Here is a 17971-nt window from a genome sequence, read left to right on the forward strand (position 1 = left end):
GGAGTGATGGTCACCCGGTAGGACGGGCCGAAGTCCTAGGAGGTTGCGCACGTTTCGGGCAGGATCTGGCCGACGTACACACCTCCTTCCGAAGGGGAAGAGTTCGTCTATGCAGGTCTGGCCGGGACAGGCGTATCCCCTGGGCGCCACCTACGACGGCGCCGGTACCAACTTCGCGGTCTTCTCGGAGACCGCCCAACGGATCGAGCTGTGTCTGCTCGACGACGACGGCACGGAGACCTCGGTCGAGCTGCGCGAGACCGACGCCTTCGTGCGGCACGCCTATCTGCCCGGGGTGATGCCGGGCCGTCGGTACGGCTTCCGGGTGCACGGCCCGTACGCGCCGGAGCGCGGGCTGCGCTGCAACCCGGCGAAGCTGCTGCTCGACCCGTACGCGCGGGCGATCTCGGGCGCGGTGGACTGGGGCGAGGCGGTGTACGGCTACCCCTTCGGGCGGCCGGACGCCCGCAACGACCTCGATTCGGCGCCGCACACGATGACCTCGGTGGTGGTGAACCCGTACTTCGACTGGGGCGACGACCGGCGGCCGCGCACCGAGTACCACCACACGGTGATCTACGAGGCCCATGTGAAGGGCCTGACCATGCTCCACCCGGACCTGCCGGAGGAGCTGCGCGGCACCTACGCGGGGCTCGCGCATCCGTCGGTGATCGGGCATCTGAAGGAACTGGGCGTGACCGCCCTGGAGTTGATGCCGGTCCACCAGTTCGTCAACGACCACCGGCTGGTCGACGCGGGCCTGTCGAACTACTGGGGCTACAACACGATCGGCTTCTTCGCCCCGCACAACGCCTATGCCTCGTGGGGCGACCGGGGCGAGCAGGTCCTGGAGTTCAAGTCGGCGGTCCGGGCGCTGCACCAGGCCGGGATCGAGGTGATCCTCGACGTGGTCTACAACCACACGGCCGAGGGCAACCACCTGGGCCCGACGCTCTCCTTCCGGGGCCTGGACAATCCCTCGTACTACCGGCTCGGGGACGATCCGCGCTACTACACGGACACCACCGGCACCGGGAACTCGCTGCTGATGCGGTCCCCGCACGTCCTTCAGATGATCATGGACAGTCTGCGGTACTGGGTGACGGAGATGCACGTCGACGGCTTCCGCTTCGACCTCGCGGCCACCCTCGCCCGGCAGTTCCACGAGGTGGACCGGCTGTCCTCGTTCTTCGACCTGGTGCAGCAGGACCCGGTGGTCAGCCAGGTGAAGCTGATCGCCGAGCCGTGGGACCTGGGCGAGGGCGGCTACCAGGTGGGCAACTTCCCGCCGCAGTGGGCCGAGTGGAACGGCAAGTACCGCGACTGCGTACGGGACCTGTGGCGCGGCGAGCCGCGCACGCTGGCCGAGTTCGCCTCCCGGCTCACCGGCTCGTCGGACCTCTACCAGGACGACGGGCGCCGCCCGCTGGCCTCGGTCAACTTCGTGACCTGCCACGACGGTTTCACGCTGCGCGACCTCGTGTCGTACGACGAGAAGCACAACGAGGCCAACGGGGAGGGCAACCGGGACGGCGAGAGCCACAACCGCTCGTGGAACTGCGGCACCGAGGGCGACACCGACGACATCGGCATCCGTGAGCTGAGGGCACGTCAGACCCGTAACTTCCTCGCCACGCTGATGCTGTCGCAGGGCGTGCCGATGCTCAGCCACGGCGACGAGTTCGGCCGCACCCAGGGCGGCAACAACAACGCCTACTGCCAGGACAGCGAGGTCTCCTGGGTGCGCTGGCCCAAGCCGGGCGGCGAACCCGAGGCCACGCTCCTGGAGTTCACCCGCGCGATGGTCCGGCTGCGCCGCGAGCACCCGGTCTTCCGGCGCCGCCGCTTCTTCCACGGCCGCCCGGTCGAGGGCACCCACGACGAGCTGACGGACATCGCGTGGTTCACGCCGGAGGGCGTGGAGATGACCTCGCGGGACTGGCAGGCGGCACACGCGCAGGCCCTGACGGTCTTCCTCAACGGCAACGCGATCTCCGAGCCGGGCCCGCAGGGCGAGCGGATCTCCGACGACTCCTTCCTGATGATGTTCAACGCCTCGGCGCAGGAGCTGGAGTTCGAGGTGCCGGACACCCACGGCGAGTGCTGGAAGGTCGTCGTGGACACCTCCCATCCGGAGGGCATGCCGCCCGAGCTGGGCCCACAGGTGACGGCGGGCGAGCGGGTGGCGCTCGCACCGCTGACGCTGACGGTGCTGCGGCGGCCGGCCTGACGGGGCCGGTGTGGCCCGTACGGGTGAACGTCATGACACGGAAGCCTCCCAACGGGGTACGTACGTTCGCATGACGTCCTCCTCGTCCTCCTCGGAACGGGCGCTGCCCACCGCCACCTACCGGCTCCAGCTCGGGCCGGACTTCCCCTTCGCCGCCGCCGCGCGGGCCGTCCCGCACCTCGCCGGGCTCGGGGTCTCGCACCTCCACCTCTCCCCCGTCCTCGAGGCCGTGCCCGGCTCCACGCACGGCTACGACGTGACCGACCACCGCGCGGTACGGGCGGAGCTCGGCGGCGAGGCCGGACTGCGTGCGCTCGCGGCGACCGCGCGGGCGCACGGGCTCGGCCTGGTCCTGGACCTGGTGCCCAACCACATGGCGGCCTCGGCCCGGCACAACCACGCGCTGCGCGAGGTGCTGCGCGAGGGGCCCGGCTCGCCGTACGCCCGCTGGTTCGACATCGACTGGGCGGCGGGCGACGGGCGGCTGCTGCTCCCCGTGCTGCCGGCCCGGCTGCCACAGGTGCGCGACCGGATCCGGGTGTCCGGCGGCGCCCTGACCCTGGACGGGCAGGAGTTCCCGCTGCGCGAGGGCACGGCGGGGCTGCCGCTCGACGAGCTGCTCGACGCCCAGTGGTACCGCCTCGCCTGGTGGCGCCTGGCCCGCACCGACCTCAACTACCGCCGCTTCTTCACCATTTCGGATCTCATCGGGGTCAGGGTCGAGGACCCGGAGGTGTTCGCGGCCACCCATGCGAAGGTGCTCGAACTGGTCGCGGACGGCGTCGTCGAGGGGCTGCGGATCGACCACCCGGACGGGCTCGCCGACCCGGAGGGCTATCTGGAGCGCCTGGAGGCGGCGACCGGCGGCCGGTGCTGGATCGTCGTCGAGAAGATCCTCACCGGCGCCGAGCCGCTGCCCGGCTCCTGGCCGGTGGCGGGCACCACCGGCTACGACGCGCTGCGGCACGTGGACGGCGTCTTCACCGACCCGGTGGGCGCCGCAGAACTCGCCGACATCTACCGCGAGTTCGCGGGCCGCGCCGGGGACCGGGGCGGCTATTGGGAAGCGACCGCGCGGCGCGCCGCGTACAAGGTGGTGACGCACGAACTGGCCGCCGAGACCGCCGCGCTGACCCGCACCGCGAGCCGGATCTGCGCCGCCGACCCGCGGCTGCGCGACCACGCGCCCTGGGCGCTGCACACCGCCATCCGCGAACTCCTCGTGCGCGTCCCGGTCTACCGCCCCTACCGCACCGGCGGCGAGGAGGTCCTCACCCCGGAGGCGGCGCGCGGCGCGAAGGCCGCGTTCGCGGTGCCGGAGGAGGCGACGGCGGTGGACGTGGTCCGCGACCTGGTGCTCGGCGCGTACGGCGACGGCCCCGAGCACCGCGCCTTCCGGGCCCGCTTCGCCCAGACCTCCTCCGCGCTGCGCGCCAAGTCCGTCGAGGACACCGCCTTCTACCGCTACACGCCGCTGCTGTCCGCCAACGAGGTCGGCGGCGACCCGGGCCGGCCGGCCGTCACGCCCGACGAGTTCCACACCTACTGCGCCCGGCTGGCCCGCGACTGGCCGGCCACCGGCACGGTCCTGTCCACCCACGACACCAAGCGCAGCGCGGACGTACGCGCCGGGATCGCCGTCCTCGCGCAGTGTCCCGAGCGGTGGGCGGAGCTCCTGGAGCAGGTCTCCGGGGTGCCCGCCCCCGATCCGCATCTGGCGTGGACGGCCTGGCAGACCGCCTTCGGCTTCGGCACGCCGGACCCGGACCGGCTCGGTCCCGCCGTCCTGAAGTCCGTGCGCGAGGCGGGCCTGCACACCAGCTGGACCGAGCCGGACGCCGGCTACGAGCGGGCGGTGGCCGACTTCGTCGCCGCGGGGCCGGGTCGCATCCCGCTGCGCGGCGCCTCCGAGTCGGCCTTCGCGCTCGAACCCCACATCCGCGCCCACGCCCTCGGCGCCACGCTCGTCCACCTCACCATGCCGGGCGTGCCCGAGCTGTACCAGAACACCGAGCGCGACTACCGCGCGCTGGTCGACCCCGACAACCGGGCGCCGTTCACGATCGGCCCCGACGACGACAAGACCTCGCTCGTGCGCGCCGCGCTGCGCCTGCGCCGCGACCACCCGGACCTGTTCGGCACCTCCGCCTCGTACGCCCCGCTGACCGCCACCGGCCCGGCGGCCCCGCACTGCCTCGCCTTCGCCCGCGCGGGCCGGGTCCTCACCGCCGTCACCCGGCTCCCGCTGCGTCTCGCCGAGGCGGGCGGCTGGCAGGACACCGCGATGGTCCTGCCGGCGGGCCGCTGGCTCGACGCCCTGGACGGCGTACGGGAGTTCACCGGCGGTCCGGACACGCCGGTGAAGCTGGCGGAGCTGTTCGAGGCCGGTCCGGTGGCACTGCTGGTGCGCGATGCCTGACGAGGCGCCCGGCTAAGCTCGTGATCATGACAAAAGATCAGGTAGGGCGGATGATCGGGGCCGGATTCGGTCTCTTCTTCGTCGCGGCGAACATCGGTTTCCTCCCCACGCCGGCCGCGGCCGCGCTGCGCGTCCTCGCCATCGCCGCCTTCCTCGCCGTGGTCGTCCTCGGCCGCCGTACCCGCACGGCGGCCGAGCCGGCCGCGGGCCCGCGCTTCGGGCGCGGCTACTGGTACGTGGTGGCGGCCGAGGCGGCCGCCCTCGTGGCCGGACTCGTGGTGCTCAACCCGGTGCTCCACCTGCCGCAGGCGACGGTCGGCTGGATCACCCTGGTCGTCGGCGTCCACTTCTTCGGCCTCGCCGTCGCCTGGCGCCGCTCCGCCCTGCACGTCCTCGCCGCCGCGCTGACCGCCTGCGGGTTCGCGGGCCTGGTCCTGGCCGCCCTCGACGCGCCCACGCCGGCGATCCGGGTGACCGCCGGCATCCTCCCGGGCGTCCTGCTGTTCGCCTCCGTGCTGCTGCCCGGGCGCCCTAGGGCCTGTCCGGCGGATTAGGGTCGGACAGGCCGCGGCCATGATCCGCCGGACAGGCCCTAACCGCCCGGCCGCACCACGAGGCTCCTCGGCGCCCGCGTGATCACACCCGTCCGTTCCGGCCGGAAGCCCTCCGCCAGCCGCAGCCGCGGCATGGCCCGGAAGAGCGCGCGGAGGGCGTATTCGGCCTCCAGCGCGGCGAGCGTGACGGCCGGGCAGTAGCCGGGCCCGTAGGTCAGCTGGCCGGCGTCGTCGCGGAAGGGGTCGTAGCGGTCGGGGGCCCGGAAGCGTTCCGGATCGCGGCCGGCCGCGCCGATGAGGAGGGCGACGGGGGCGCCGGACGGCAGGGTGCCGCCGGAGACCCGTATCTCGCCGCGGGTGCGGCGCATGACGATCTGCACCGGGGGCTCGCGGCGCAGCGACTCGGTCCAGGCGCGGGCGACGAGCCCGGCGGGCGCGTCGCGCAGGGCGGCGGTGCGGTCGGGGTCGGGGTCGGTGAGGACGTCGGCGAGGAAGCCGGCGAGCGCCTTCTCGCGCACGGCGATCTGCGCCGTGCACTGCCCGGCCAGCGAGGACGCGGCCCGGCCGCGCACCAGGCGCATCATGTCGCGGTACGGGACGCCGACGGCGGCGGCGACGGTGCCCGCGGGCAGCCAGTGGCAGAAGTCGGCGACCAGGTCGGCCTGCGGCCGGTCGGCGATCCGGCGGGCCAGGACGAACGCGGTGCGTTCGGCGACGGCCCGCAGCTCGGCCTCGTCCACGTCGGTGTGGGTCTCGGCGCACGGCGGGTCGCCGGGCCGGTGGCCGTGGGTGAAGCGGGCGTCGGTGAGAGCGCTCGCCACGTCCGCGTACCGGCTGAGCACCCAGGCCCGCAGCAGCGGGTCGTGGGTGAGCGGGAACTCCTCGCGGAGCACCCGGTAGACGCGGTACGGGTCGCGGCCGGCGCCCGGTTCCAGCGGGCTGGGCGCCACATGGCGCGCCCCCGGGCGCCGGTGCGGTGCCGGCCCGGGCCGGGGCCCCGGCCGGACGGGCGCGGGTGCCATGGTGGGCAGCTCGGCCCAGTTGTTCCGCCAGGGTGAACGGTTCGGCTCGTCGCTCATCTCGCCCCCTCGTCGGTCAGCGGCGCGCGTCTCCCCAGACCATCACCGGGAAGACCCGGTCGCAGCAGGTATACCGCCGAACGGGTGATTTCGACCCCGGCACGATCGGACGAAAGGGCTGAGCGGAGGGAGAGGCCGGACGAAGGGCTTGGACGACGGCACAGCCGAGCGAGAGACGGAAGGCCGGACGACGGGCGGCGCCGCGGCACGCCCGGGACTCAGCTGAGCGAGAGACGGAAGGACATCTGGCCGAATCCAACCTGGTCGCCGGCCCGCACCACCACCGCGCCCGTCACCCGGCGCCCGTTGACCGTCGTGCCGTTGGTGGACCCGAGGTCCCGCAGCACCCACAGCCCGCCCTGCGAGGACAGCTCCGCGTGCAGCCGGGACACCGTCTCGTGGCTGAGCCGCAGCCCGTTCACCGGATCCCGCCCGATCCGCAGCGGATACGGCCCCGGGTGCGGAAGCAGCAGCTTCGGCAGCCGCTCGGAGTGCCAGGCCCGGCCCAGCTTCGCGGTGAACGCCGACATCTTCTCGACCGCGCCCACCACCCGCCGTGTCCACGGCGACTCCGTCGCCAGATCGGCGGTGAGCAGGGCCAGTTCGTCGGGCCGCCGGGCGAGCAGCACCCGCTCCATCCGGAACAGGAAGGTGTCGTGCGACAGACGCCCCTGCGCCGCGCCCTCGCGCAGCAACGCGAGCGCGCGCTCCCGCTCGGCGTCGCTCAGCCGAGGGGCGTCCGGCGGGCCCGCCGGCAGCTCGTAAGGGGTCGTCACATCGTGATTGTCGGCCGGAAGGCCCCGAGGTGTCCAGAAGGGCCCCGTTAACTCGGGTGCGGCCCCTGCCGGTTCGTTGCTACGGTCTGCCGACTCGCCGACCTGGGGGAACCCTTATCTTGACCTCGCAGCACGCCTCTTCTCACTCCTCTTCTCACACCTCCGCCTCCCCGCTCGCCGTCCGGCCGCTCGCCGGGCCCGGCGAACTGGACCTCTTCAACCGCCTCGACTACGTCCTCGACCACGAGCTCGCGGACGACCTCGCCACCGGCCGCCGCCGCCCGGAGTGGCTGTGGGTGGCGCTGCGCGGCGACCGTCTCGTCGGCCGCATCGGCTGGTGGACCGGCCGGCCCGGTACCGGACCGCAGGCCCTCGACTTCTTCGACCTGGACCCGGCGCTGCCGCCCGAGGAGGCCGCCGAGACCGGCCGGCAGCTCCTTCGGACCGCGAGCGCCGCGGTCATCGGCGACGGCCCGCGCCCCGAGTTCGGCCGCTTCATGCCGGCCAACTGGCGGGAGGACCCGAAGACCCGCGGTCTCCTGGAGACCCTCTTCGGCGTCCTCACGGACTCCGGCGCCCGCCCGCTCGTCGAGCGGCTCCGCCTGGAGTGGCGGGCCGGCAGCCCGGTGCCCGCGCCGGGCGAGCGCCTCGTCTTCCGCCCGGTCCGGGACCGCGAGGACCTGCTCGCGCTCATGACCCCGGTCATGGAGGGCACCCTCGACGCCCACGGCCGGGCCGACCTCGCCGGCGGGCTCTCCCCGCGCGAGGCCGCCGAGCTGCACTACGACGACGAGCTGGCGCACTACACCACGCCCCGCGAGTGGTGGCGGATCGCCGAGCTGCCCGGCACCGGCGAGCCGGTCGGCTTCGTCGTCCCCGCGCGCAACAACTACCACGCGATCATCGCGTACATCGGCGTGCTGCCCACCCACCGCGGCCAGGGCTACGTCGACGACATCCTCGCCGAGGGCACCCGGGTGCTCGCCGCCGAGGACGTGCCGCGGATCCGCGCGGCGACGGACGTCGGAAACGTGCCGATGGCGAATTCGTTCGCCCGGGCGGGTTACACGGCCTTCGAGCGGGCGATCAACTTCGTGTGGGATGCGCCGGGCGGTCGGGCCGACTGACTGCCAGGATGGTCCCGTAGTCGTCCGTCGTCCGTGTCGTCGAGGGGACCGTCACGTGCTGTTCGAGGTTTGGGCGCCGCACGCCCGTGACCGGGTGACGCTGGAGCTGAACGGCGCGGAGCACCCGCTGGAGCGGGAGGCCGAGCGGGCCGGCTGGTGGACCGGGGTCGTCCCCGCCGCCGACGGAGACCGCTACGGCTTCTCGCTCGACGGCGGCCCCGTGCTCCCCGACCCGCGCGCCCGCCGGCTTCCCGACGGCCCGGACGGCCTGGCCGCGGTCGTCGACCACGACACGTACGCCTGGCAGCACGCGTCGCCGAAGCTCAAGCTGCGCAGCGGCGTCCTGTACGAGCTGCACGTCGGCACCTTCACGCCCGAGGGCACTCTCGACGCGGCGACGGCGCGCCTCGGCGAGCTCGCCGGGCTCGGCATCACCCATGTGGAGCTGATGCCGCTGTGCCCGTTCCCCGGGGTGAACGGCTGGGGGTACGACGGGGTGGCGCCGTGGGCCGTGCACGAGCCGTACGGCGGGCCGGCGGCGCTCAAGCGCTTCGTCGACGCGGCGCACGGGCTCGGACTCGGCGTCGTCCTGGACGTCGTGCACAACCACCTCGGCCCGTCCGGCAACCATCTGCCCTCCTTCGGGCCGTACTTCACGGAGACGCACCACACGCCCTGGGGCGCGGCGGTGAACCTGGACGCGCCGGGCTCGGACGAGGTCAGGGCGTACTTCCTGGGCAGCGCGCTCGCCTGGCTGCGCGACTACCGGATCGACGGCCTGCGCCTGGACGCCGTGCACGCGCTCGCCGACACCCGTGCGCTGACCTTCCTGGAGGAGCTGTCCGCGGCCGTCGACGAGGTGGCCCGCGAGCAGGGCCGCAAGCACTTCCTGATCGCCGAGTCCGACCTCAACGACCCGCGCACCACGACCCCGCGCGCGATCGGCGGCCTCGGCGTCCACGCCCAGTGGAACGACGACTTCCACCACGCCCTGCACACCGCGCTCACCGGCGAGTCGCAGGGCTACTACGCCGACTTCGCCCGTGCCCCGATGGCCGCGCTCGCCAAGACCCTCACCCGGATCTTCTTCCACGACGGCACGTACTCCACCTTCCGCGCCCGCCACCACGGCCGCCCCGTCGACCGCGACCGCACCCCGGCCCACCGCTTCCTCGGCTACTCCCAGACCCACGACCAGATCGGCAACCGCGCCACCGGCGACCGCCTCTCCACCGCCCTCTCCCCCGGCCTCCTCGCCTGCGCCGCCGCCCTCGTCCTCACCGGCCCGGCGATCCCCATGCTCTTCATGGGCGAGGAGTGGGGCGCGAGCACACCCTGGATGTACTTCACCGACCACACCGACCCGGAACTCGCCGAGGCCGTACGGCAAGGCCGGCGCCGCGAGTTCGCCGCCCACGGCTGGGCCGAGGAGGACGTCCCCGACCCCCAGGAACCGGCCACCCGCGACCGCTCCGTCCTCGACCGCACCGAACGCGAACGCGACCCCCACCGCCGCCTCCTCACCTGGTACCGCCAGCTCATCGCCCTGCGCCGCACCCTCCCCGACCTCACCGACCCCGACCTCGGCGGCGTGAAGGTCGCCTACGACGAGGAAGCCCGCTGGCTCGTCTTCCGCCGCGGCGACATCCGCATCGCGGTCAACCTGGGCAAGGAACCGGCCGACATCGCCCTCGGCTCCACCGGCCGCGACCGGGTCCTCGCGGCGTGGGAACGGACGGAGGCCCCGGGCGAAGACGGGCTGCTGAGGCTGCCGCCGGAGTCGGCGGTGATCCTGACGGACGGCTGAGCCCGGCTCCACGCGGAACAGGGCTTCGTGATCAGCCAGAGGCCCTGACGCTCAAAGCCGGCATCGGTGGCACGGGCGGGGGCCGTGTCGGACGGGCAGGCGCGGTGCGTCAGTGTCGGGGCCGGGGGCAGGGTGCCGCCCGGCCGCGCGGGCTTGTGACGTGGGCGTCACTCCACGATCGCCATTTCGCGTGACGTGTTGTTGAAGCGGCGGCCGGTGCCGGACTCCGTCAGGGTCACGATGTCCTCGATGCGGACGCCGAAGCGGCCCGGGAGGTAGATGCCCGGTTCGATGGAGAAGCACATGCCGGGGAGGATGGGCAGGTCCTCGCCCTCGATCATGTACGGGGGTTCGTGGGTGGTGACGCCGATGCCGTGGCCGGTGCGGTGGATGAAGTACTCGCCGTAGCCGGCGTCGGTGATGACCTTGCGGGCGGCGCGGTCGACGTCCTGGCAGGCGGCGCCGGGGCGTACCGCTTCGAAGCCGGCCTGCTGGGCCTCGCGGACGAGGTCGTGGATGCGCTGCTCCTCGTCGGTGGGTTCGCCGACGTGGACGGTGCGGGTGGTGTCGGAGCCGTAGCCGTGCTTGAGGCCGCCGAAGTCGAGGACGACCATGTCGCCGTGCTCGATGGTGCGGTCGCCGGCCTCGTGGTGCGGGTTGGCGCCGTTGGGGCCCGAGCCGACGACGGTGAAGTCGACCTGGGAGTGGCCGAAGCGCATGAGCAGGGCGGCGAGGTCGGCGGCGACCTCGGTCTCCTTGCGGCCGGCGAAGCGGACCTTGACGATCTCGCCGTAGGCCTCGTCGGCGGCGGCGCCGGCGGCGGCGATCCTGGCGAGCTCGTGGTCGTCCTTGACGGCGCGGAGCATCGGGAGGGCCTCGGTGAGCGACACGTACGAGGTGTCGGGCAGGGTCTGCTGGAGGCCGAGCAGGTGCATGGCCCAGGCGTTGTCGCTGACGCCGAAGCGGCCGGAGACGTCGAGCAGCGGGGCGGTGACGGCGTACGGGTCCTTGCCGTCGGTCCAGTCGCGCAGCGTCAGGGCCTCGGCGCCCGCCGCCTTCGCGGCGTCCGGGGCCTCCAGGGTGGGCACGACGAGGACCGGGTCCTGGCCGGGCGCGAGGACGAGGACGGTGAGCCGCTCGGTGATCGCGGTGGGCTGGTAGCCGGTCAGATAGACCAGGTCGGGGCCGGGCGCGACGAGCACGCCGGCGAGCCCCGCCGCGGCGGCGGAGTCGGCGGCGCGGGCCATCCGGGCCCGGTAGTCGTCGGCGGTGAAGGGCGTGGGGGCGGTGCTGTTCTCGGGCGTGCTCTCGGGCGTGCTCTCGGGCATGGGTGATCTCCTCCTCGACGTACGCCATCCTGCCCGGAGCGGACGGCGGACGCGACCGCTTACCGGCCTCAGCGGCCCTGGTCGGGTCGGCGGACGATGAGGCGTTCCAGCAGCTCCTGGAACTCGTCGCCGACGACGATCCGCAGCTGGCCGTCCTCCTCGCCGTGCTCGCTGAGCTGGGTCAGCGTGCCGCCACGCCACCAGAAGACGTACGGGCTGATGGCGCCCGGCGTGTCCTCGTAACCGGAGGCGGCGAACGAGGCCATCGCGCCGAGCGCGGGCACGATCGTGGTGTCCCGGATCGGGTGGAAGGCCAGCTGGTGACGGAAGGGCATGGCGACGAGGGCGCCGTCGTCGGTGAGCGGGCGGCCGGTGACCCGGCGGACGACGGCGTCGAGGTCGAGCACGCGGCTCGCGGTGTAGAAGGAGTCGCCGAGGATGACCTCGAAGCGCATGCCGTCGGCGTCCTTGACGGTCTCGTGGCCCTCCACGGGCAGCCCGCGCAGGTTGTCGAGCGCCCGGGCGCGCAGCCGGGCCGGGTCGCCGAGGCGTTCCAGGGCCTCGTCGGTGAGGGTCATGACGCTCTCCGGCAGGTCGAGCGCGAGGACCTCGTAGAGGCCGGGGGCGACGCTGCGGGCGTAGCCGAAGGTGCCGGGGTCGATGCCGTCTCCGCTGACGACGCGCGGGTAGAGCTGGGCGCGGATCTGCTCGGGCGGCAGCGTGTCGAGGGCGGAGGGCCCTTCGAGGGCGCGGACCACGAGCCGGACGTGCCGGTCGATCATCCGGGGCCAGACGCGGGTGCCGCGCGGGTCCTGGTGGCAGACGGCGGCGAGGTTGCCGAGGCCGAAACGGCGGCCCGCGTTGTCCGTCACATGATCGGCGTAGACGGTGACTTCGAGTCCGAGCTCGGCGAAGGCCGCCCGGACCCGGCCCCGGAAGAGGGCCGCCTCGCGCTCGGAGAAGTACGAGAATTCCGGGTCCCTCGGCGCGTCCTCGTCGTCGCGCCTCGACCCTCGCCGGAACCACCCCACGTCGCCCCGCCTTTCGTCGCCATCGCCGGCCGGTAGCCAGATTATCGGCCGTCCGGCGGGCGGAGGGTGAGACGTCGGGCCAACTCGACTGCGGGACCTGCCGGTTCGCCTCCGACGTGCAGGAGTTCGGTGCGGTGGACGAGGCGGGGCACGGCGAGCGGGACCGCCACCGCGCCCGGGACGCCGGCGGCGGCGGAGGCCGGCAGCAGGGCGAGGCCGTGGCCGGCGGCGGCGAGGGCGGTGAGGGTACGGGCGTCGGTGCCCTCGTAGCGCAGGGCGGTACGGAAGCCGTGGCCGGCCGGGCCGGCGTGCGCGGCGCGCAGCCGGTCGAGCGGGAAGCCGGCGTCGGGGGCGTCGAGCCAGCGGGCGTCCACGAGGTCGGCGAGGTCGAGGCCCGAGCGCCGGGCCAGCGGGTGGCCGGCCGGCAGGACCACGGCGACGGGATCCTCCGCGACCGCGCGGGCGGTGAGCGGGGCGACGTCGGGCAGCCGCAGCGGGTCGCTGGGCGCGGCGATCCCGTCGACGAGCCCGAGGTCGGCCTCCCCGACGGCCACGACGGCCGGCACCTCGTCGCGGGGCAGGGTGCGCAGGGTCACGCCCGTGGCGGGCAGCGCGGCGAGGACCCGCGGGTGCAGGGCGAGTGGTGAGGCGACGAGGGTGATCGTCCCGCGTGGCGCGGCGGCGAAGCGGGCGAGGTCGGCGCGGGCCGCGTCGAGCCGGAGCAGCAGCGAACCGGCGTGTTCGAGCAGCCGCTCGCCGGCCGGGGTGGGGGCGACGGGCCGGCGGGTGAGCAGCGGCTGGCCGAGGTCGGCCTCCAGGGCGGCGATGTGCTGCGAGACCGCCGACTGGGTGTAGCCGAGGTCGCGGGCCGCCTCCGAGAAGGAGGCGAGCCGGGCGACGGCGACGTAGGTGCGCAGGAGGTGCGGGTCCACCGGCTCAGGACCCCTGGGGCGTCTTCAGCAGGTCCCGCGCGTAGGCGGCGAGCGAGCGGTTGTAGCGCGGCAGCAGCGGGGCGAGGGCGCCGAGGGCGAGCGACGCGGCCTCGCGCTCGCGGCCGGTGTCGGCGAGGGCGAGCGCGAGGAAGGCGTCGACGGCGGCGGACAGCGCGGTCTCGTCGGCGTCGAGCCTGTCTGCCGCGATGGCCCTTTCCTCGGTGAGGAGTTCGACGCTCTGGTCGGGGCGGCCGAGGTTGCGCAGGCTGCTGGCGAGCTGGATGACCGCGCGGCGGCGCCGCAGTCCGGTGAGGCTCCCGTCGAGGGCGCGCCGGTAGAGGCGCACGGCCTGCTCGGGCTCGCCGGTGGAGTCGTGCGCGGCGGCGAGTTCGAAGAGGGCGGCGGGGTCGTCCTCGGGGCGCTCGGCGGCGAGTTCCGCGATGCGGGCGCGGAAGGCGGCGGGGTCGTCCTCGTACGCGTCGAGCCCGGCCCAGGCGGCGGCGACGCGCTCTTCCCAGTCGCGGAGGGCGCCGGTGGGGCTGGTGGCGCCGGCGCCTGAGGTGCCTGCGGGGTCGGCGGTTCCGCCCGTGTCGCCGGTGTCGCTGATCGTCATGGCGGCAGCCTATCCCCGACCATCGCCGGCCTATTCGCGCATTTCCTCCCGGATCCAGGCGACGAGGCTCTCCACGATGGCGAGGGTGGACCGGTGCTCGGCGGGGTCGTCGCCGGGGAAGCGCCGCAGCACGTCGGCGGACTCCTCGGCGGCGGCCAGGGCCGTGGCGGGGTCGAGCCGGCGCAGGTTGCGGGCGACGAGGTAGAGGGCCGCGGCGACGCCGGCCTCGTGGCCGGCCGAGGGGGCTTCGCAGGACAGGGCGCGCCAGATCTCGGCGGCCTCGCGCGCCGCGGTGGCCGCTTGTTCCGGTACGTCGGTGTCCGTCAGTTTGTCGGCGAGCCGGCGCAGGGCGAGGCCGAGTTGGTAGCGGTGTTCGGGTGCGTCGTCCCGGGCGGCGCAGCGGCGCCAGACGCGCACCGACTCCCGGCCGGCGGCGACGGCTTCCCCGTCCCGTCCCAGCATCCACAGCGCCTCGGACAGGACCTTCTCCGTGATCGCGAGCCCGAGTTCGTAGCCGGCGGGGTCGTTCCGCGCCAGGCGGCGGTACGTCTCGTTCACCAGGAGGAGGACGGGTACGGCCTCGGGTCGCGCCATGCGGCGGTACGGATCGCCGCCCTCGTCCGGGTCGAGGTCGGCCAGCATGGCGACCAGGACGGTGAGCGCGCTCGTCAGGCTCACGTCGAGGGAACCGACCCCTTCGGCCTGCATTTCACGGGCCGCCTCGTTCAGGTACGCCAGGGCCTCGTCCCAGCGGTCCGCCCTCGCCAGGAGGGCGCTCACCTGCACCAGCCCCCCGTTGACGTCGGACCGTCCGGCGCGATCGCCCGGGGCGTACGGGATCTCGTCCGAGGTGCGCAGGAGGTGGATGACGGCTCGGTGCACCGCGAGCATGTCCTCCGTGTGCGTGGCCGCGTCGAGCATGCCGAGGAGGGCGAACAGGGCGTCCAGCAGCGCGGGCGCGCGACCGGAGGTGTCGCCGAAGGCCAGTCGGCACAGCACGTCCACGGCCGTGTCGCGGCCGGTCGTCGCGCCGGTGGCACGCTCCTGCACCCATACGAAGCCGAGCACCTGGTGCATGACGCTCGCCCAGGGGTCCGGGTCCGGGCCTGCCGCCGTGCCCCGGCCGCTGAGCTCCGCCGCCTCGCTGAGCGCGTCGAGGGCCTCCTCGCCCTCGCCCAGGCGCAGCAGCACCGACGCCTGGGTGGCGAGCGCGAAGGCCAGGTGCTCCGCGTTCCTCACGGGGTCCTCGCGGGTCGCCCGGCGTGCGATGCCGACCGACTCGCCGGCCAGCGTCCGCGCCTTCTCGGGGTGTGCTCCGGTCAGGGTGGTGGCGGCGGCCGCGAGCACATAGGGCAGGTTGGTGTCGGCTCCGTCGGGCTCCTCCTCCACCAGTTGGCGGACCAGGTCGACCGCTTCGAGGGCCGCCTCGACGGCCTGGTCCGACGGTCCGAGCCGCGGCACGAGGAAGGAGGCCGCCATCAGCACCTTGGCCAGGTCCTCCCGGTGCTCGCCGGGGCTCTGCGCCGCCAGTCGGCGGAAGGCCTCGATGGCGTCGCGGAACGCGGCCGCCGCCTGGTCGAGCCCCGCCGTGTCGACCGCGAGGTGCTCATGGGGTTCGCGCGTCCAGGGTTCCAGTTCCGCGAACACCAGGGCCATGGCCAGTTCGAACGACGACTCGGCGAAGAGGGCGTCGAAGCCGGCCGGGTCCGAGGCGGCGAGGTCGCGGTACAGCCGCGCGGCCTCCGCGAGCGCGGGGGCGGCCTGCACGGCCCGCCGCGCCTGGTCGAGCCGCCGCCCCAGGGCGCGGTGGATCCGCGCGCGTTCGACGCGGTCGGCCGCCGCCAGCACGGACAGGCGGCGCGGGGCGAGTCGTTCGGCGAGGTCGGCCGCGGCGGCGGCGAGCTCCTCGTTCGCGTCGACGTCGTCCGGCAGCCGGGCGTCCAGGGCCTCCAGGGTGGGGAGCAGGTGGGGCCAGCGGTGGCTGGCGGCGACGAGGAAGGTGAGGGCCCGGGGAGCGTAGGCCGGCAGTCCGGCGGAGCCGTCGGAACCGGCAGAGCCGTCGGAACCGGCGGACCCAGCGGGACCGGCGGAACCACCGGAACCGGAGGAACCACCGGAACCGGAGGAGCCATCGGGACCAGCAGAACCGGCGGACGCGCCGGACGCGCCGGACTCTCCGGCCCCGGCCGCGGGCAGCACTGGCAGCGCGGGCAGCAGGAGTTCGGGCACGTCCGCCGCCCACGGGTCGGCGGCGTGGTCCGGGAGGTCGTGGCCCGGGAGGGAGAGCGCCAGGAAGTCCTCGGCGAGGCGGTCGGGGTAGAGGGGTTCGAGGACGGTGCCGGAGGCGCCGGGCGGATAGCAGTACGCGTGGTCGGTGAGCAGGCGGTCCGTGTCGGCGCCGGGGCCGGCGAGCCCGAGAGCCCGCTTCGCCTGCCGGTAGGGAAGCGCGCCGGTGAGCGCGGCGACGAACACCGCACGGGAGAGTTCCGTGCTGGTGCTGCCGAGCGCTCCGGTCGCGTGCAGGGTGTGCCAGTGGCGGCGTTCCCGGTCGAGGAGGTACGCGGTCAGGCCGGTCATGTCGGGCGTGGGATCCCGTACGGGCACGGGTACGGGATCGGATACGGGTACGGGTGCGGGTACGCCGTCCCGTACGAAGTCCCGTACCCGGCCGGTGGCGACGGCGTGGCGGTCCACGGCCACCAGCGCGGCCAGGTGGACGGCGAGCGTCAGTCCGAAGTCCGGTCCGCCCAGTTCGGCGGGCGGCTCGATGCCGCGCGCGGGCACGCCGTAGAGGTCGGCGAAGGCGTCGCGCGCGGCCCGGAACATGTCGTGGCGTTCGCTGTCGCCGGTCCGGTGGCCCGCGTCGAGGGGTGCCAGGGGCGGCAGGCTACGGGTCGACGCGTCGGCCTGCAGGTCGGCGAGGGAGGCGCGGAGGGCGGGCCAGGCGTCCCGGCTGCGGGCGAGCAGCAGCACGCGCGCCCGGCCGGCGGGACGGTGCAGCAGCGTGTTGCTGAGCAGCCAGGTCAGATGGGCCACGGGCCAGCGGTCGGCGTAGTCGACGACCAGGAGCACCCCGGCACCGTCGTCGGTGCGCAGGTCCTGGCTCCCGGGTGGCGGGTGGGCGACGCCGGGGCCGCGGACGGCCGTCGCCACGGTCCAGCCGGCCGCCGCCGACTCCTCCGCCAGCCGCGCGGCGAGCCGGCTCTTGCCCTGGCCGCCCGGCCCGTGCAGCCATTGGACCGCCAGCCGTGGACCGTGGTCGCGCCAGCGGCGCAGATCGGTCAGCTCCTCCTCGCGCCCGGTGAAGTCGACGACCTCGTAGCGCGCGTTCAGCACGCGGCTGGGCAGATCGAGCAGCCAGGCGGGGTCCGGCCGGGCCTCGGCGCGCCAGCGCTGGAGGACGTACAGCGGCACGCCGTCGCCGAAGACGTGGATGTCCGCGCCGACGCAGCCGTAGGCGAAGCCGTTGACGGCCGTGACGTACTGCTGCTGTTGTTGATGCTGCTGGTGCTGCTGCTGCGGCGCGGAGTTCAACGAGCGTCCCCGGTGGGCGGCGTCTCCCGGTCACGGTGGACGACGACGCTGCTGCCCGGCCCCTGCGCCCCGACGGCGAACCCTCCGTCACGCGCTTCGACGCGCTGGACCCAGCGTTCCCCGACCGGCGGAAGCTGCCGCCGGACCGCCTCCACCAGGGCCGCCAGCTCGGCCGCCGCGTCGGGATGGTCGAGGAGCAGGTCCTCGATGTCGTCCCGCCACCGGTCGATCTGCGCCTGCCGTACCCGCTCCGGGTCGTCGGCGCCGGCGATCCGCGCCGCGCTGCGCTCCAGGCGCACCTCGACGGCCGACCCGGCCCTGGCCCCGGCCTCGGATCCGGAGTCCGGCCCCGACTCGTCGCCGGCGGCCCGCCCGAAGATCCTCGCGACTCCGGCTCTCGTGGCCTGCCAGGCGCTGGTCGCCATCGCCGTGACGATCGTCGTCGCAGCGGCCATCGCGAGCGCGGTCGCCTCCGGATTCGACATCAACTCTCCCAAGAACAGAGCGAGTTCGCGTACCACTGTCGAGGACGAGGGTACGA

The 17971-nt window shown here is 74.3% G+C and carries 13 protein-coding genes; 5 read left to right on the forward strand and 8 right to left on the reverse strand.

Features of this window, described 5'->3' with window-relative positions; genetic code table 11:
• Window positions 1-109: 109 nt before the first annotated feature.
• The 3 genes from glgX (at window position 110) to ACFYU9_RS19900 (ending at window position 5203) form a co-directional block, all read left to right on the forward strand.
• Complete coding sequence (gene glgX / locus ACFYU9_RS19890; protein WP_389207556.1) at window positions 110-2230, forward strand: glycogen debranching protein GlgX; 2121 nt, start codon at window positions 110-112, stop codon at window positions 2228-2230.
• A gap of 70 nt (window positions 2231-2300) precedes the next feature.
• Window positions 2301-4649, forward strand: coding sequence for a malto-oligosyltrehalose synthase (gene treY / locus ACFYU9_RS19895; protein WP_389345547.1), 2349 nt, complete (start codon window positions 2301-2303; stop codon window positions 4647-4649).
• Between the two features lie 26 nt (window positions 4650-4675).
• Window positions 4676-5203 (forward strand): hypothetical protein, encoded by a 528-nt coding sequence (locus ACFYU9_RS19900; RefSeq protein ID WP_389345548.1) that lies wholly within the window; start codon window positions 4676-4678, stop codon window positions 5201-5203.
• Between the two features lie 38 nt (window positions 5204-5241).
• Here ACFYU9_RS19900 and ACFYU9_RS19905 read toward each other — a convergent pair whose 3' ends face one another.
• Window positions 5242-6282 (reverse strand): cytochrome P450, encoded by a 1041-nt coding sequence (locus ACFYU9_RS19905; RefSeq protein WP_389345549.1) that lies wholly within the window; start codon window positions 6280-6282, stop codon window positions 5242-5244.
• 218 nt (window positions 6283-6500) lie between these two features.
• The gene (locus tag ACFYU9_RS19910; RefSeq protein WP_389345550.1) at window positions 6501-7058 is read right to left on the reverse strand and encodes an FHA domain-containing protein; all 558 of its coding nucleotides are present in this window, start codon (window positions 7056-7058) and stop codon (window positions 6501-6503) included.
• A gap of 119 nt (window positions 7059-7177) precedes the next feature.
• Between ACFYU9_RS19910 and ACFYU9_RS19915 the strand changes: the two genes are divergently transcribed.
• Entirely contained in the window at window positions 7178-8185 is a 1008-nt protein-coding gene (locus ACFYU9_RS19915; protein ID WP_389345551.1) for a GNAT family N-acetyltransferase, read from the forward strand.
• A gap of 55 nt (window positions 8186-8240) precedes the next feature.
• Window positions 8241-9992: a malto-oligosyltrehalose trehalohydrolase gene (gene treZ / locus ACFYU9_RS19920; RefSeq protein WP_389345552.1), complete on the forward strand. Its 1752-nt coding sequence runs from the start codon at window positions 8241-8243 to the stop codon at window positions 9990-9992.
• 167 nt (window positions 9993-10159) lie between these two features.
• Here the strand turns inward: treZ and ACFYU9_RS19925 are convergent, their stop codons facing one another.
• The 6 genes from ACFYU9_RS19925 to ACFYU9_RS19950 form a co-directional block, all read right to left on the reverse strand.
• Window positions 10160-11320, reverse strand: coding sequence for a M24 family metallopeptidase (locus ACFYU9_RS19925; protein WP_389345553.1), 1161 nt, complete (start codon window positions 11318-11320; stop codon window positions 10160-10162).
• A gap of 68 nt (window positions 11321-11388) precedes the next feature.
• Complete coding sequence (locus ACFYU9_RS19930) at window positions 11389-12351, reverse strand: hypothetical protein (RefSeq protein ID WP_389345554.1); 963 nt, start codon at window positions 12349-12351, stop codon at window positions 11389-11391.
• Between the two features lie 41 nt (window positions 12352-12392).
• On the reverse strand, window positions 12393-13283 hold the full coding sequence (locus ACFYU9_RS19935; protein ID WP_389207571.1) for a LysR family transcriptional regulator: 891 nt from the start codon (window positions 13281-13283) through the stop codon (window positions 12393-12395).
• 4 nt (window positions 13284-13287) lie between these two features.
• Complete coding sequence (locus ACFYU9_RS19940; RefSeq protein ID WP_389207572.1) at window positions 13288-13896, reverse strand: tetratricopeptide repeat protein; 609 nt, start codon at window positions 13894-13896, stop codon at window positions 13288-13290.
• A 30-nt stretch (window positions 13897-13926) separates the two neighbouring features.
• Complete coding sequence (locus tag ACFYU9_RS19945) at window positions 13927-17430, reverse strand: hypothetical protein (RefSeq protein WP_389345555.1); 3504 nt, start codon at window positions 17428-17430, stop codon at window positions 13927-13929.
• Window positions 17427-17915, reverse strand: coding sequence for a hypothetical protein (locus tag ACFYU9_RS19950; RefSeq protein WP_389345556.1), 489 nt, complete (start codon window positions 17913-17915; stop codon window positions 17427-17429). The genes ACFYU9_RS19945 and ACFYU9_RS19950 overlap by 4 nt, the downstream gene beginning before the upstream one ends.
• Window positions 17916-17971 lie beyond the last annotated feature (56 nt).

Source organism: Streptomyces sp. NPDC004327 (assembly GCF_042873935.1).
Lineage (GTDB): Bacteria > Actinomycetota > Actinomycetes > Streptomycetales > Streptomycetaceae > Streptomyces.

Coding starts and splice junctions, on each gene's coding strand:
- ACFYU9_RS19925 (WP_389345553.1), bottom strand. CDS start 11,320: ATGCCCGAGAGCACGCCCGAGAGCACGCCCGAGAACAGCACCGCCCCC.
- ACFYU9_RS19905 (WP_389345549.1), bottom strand. CDS start 6,282: ATGAGCGACGAGCCGAACCGTTCACCCTGGCGGAACAACTGGGCCGAG.
- treY (WP_389345547.1), top strand. CDS start 2,301: ATGACGTCCTCCTCGTCCTCCTCGGAACGGGCGCTGCCCACCGCCACC.
- glgX (WP_389207556.1), top strand. CDS start 110: ATGCAGGTCTGGCCGGGACAGGCGTATCCCCTGGGCGCCACCTACGAC.
- ACFYU9_RS19900 (WP_389345548.1), top strand. CDS start 4,676: ATGACAAAAGATCAGGTAGGGCGGATGATCGGGGCCGGATTCGGTCTC.
- ACFYU9_RS19940 (WP_389207572.1), bottom strand. CDS start 13,896: ATGACGATCAGCGACACCGGCGACACGGGCGGAACCGCCGACCCCGCA.
- ACFYU9_RS19950 (WP_389345556.1), bottom strand. CDS start 17,915: ATGTCGAATCCGGAGGCGACCGCGCTCGCGATGGCCGCTGCGACGACG.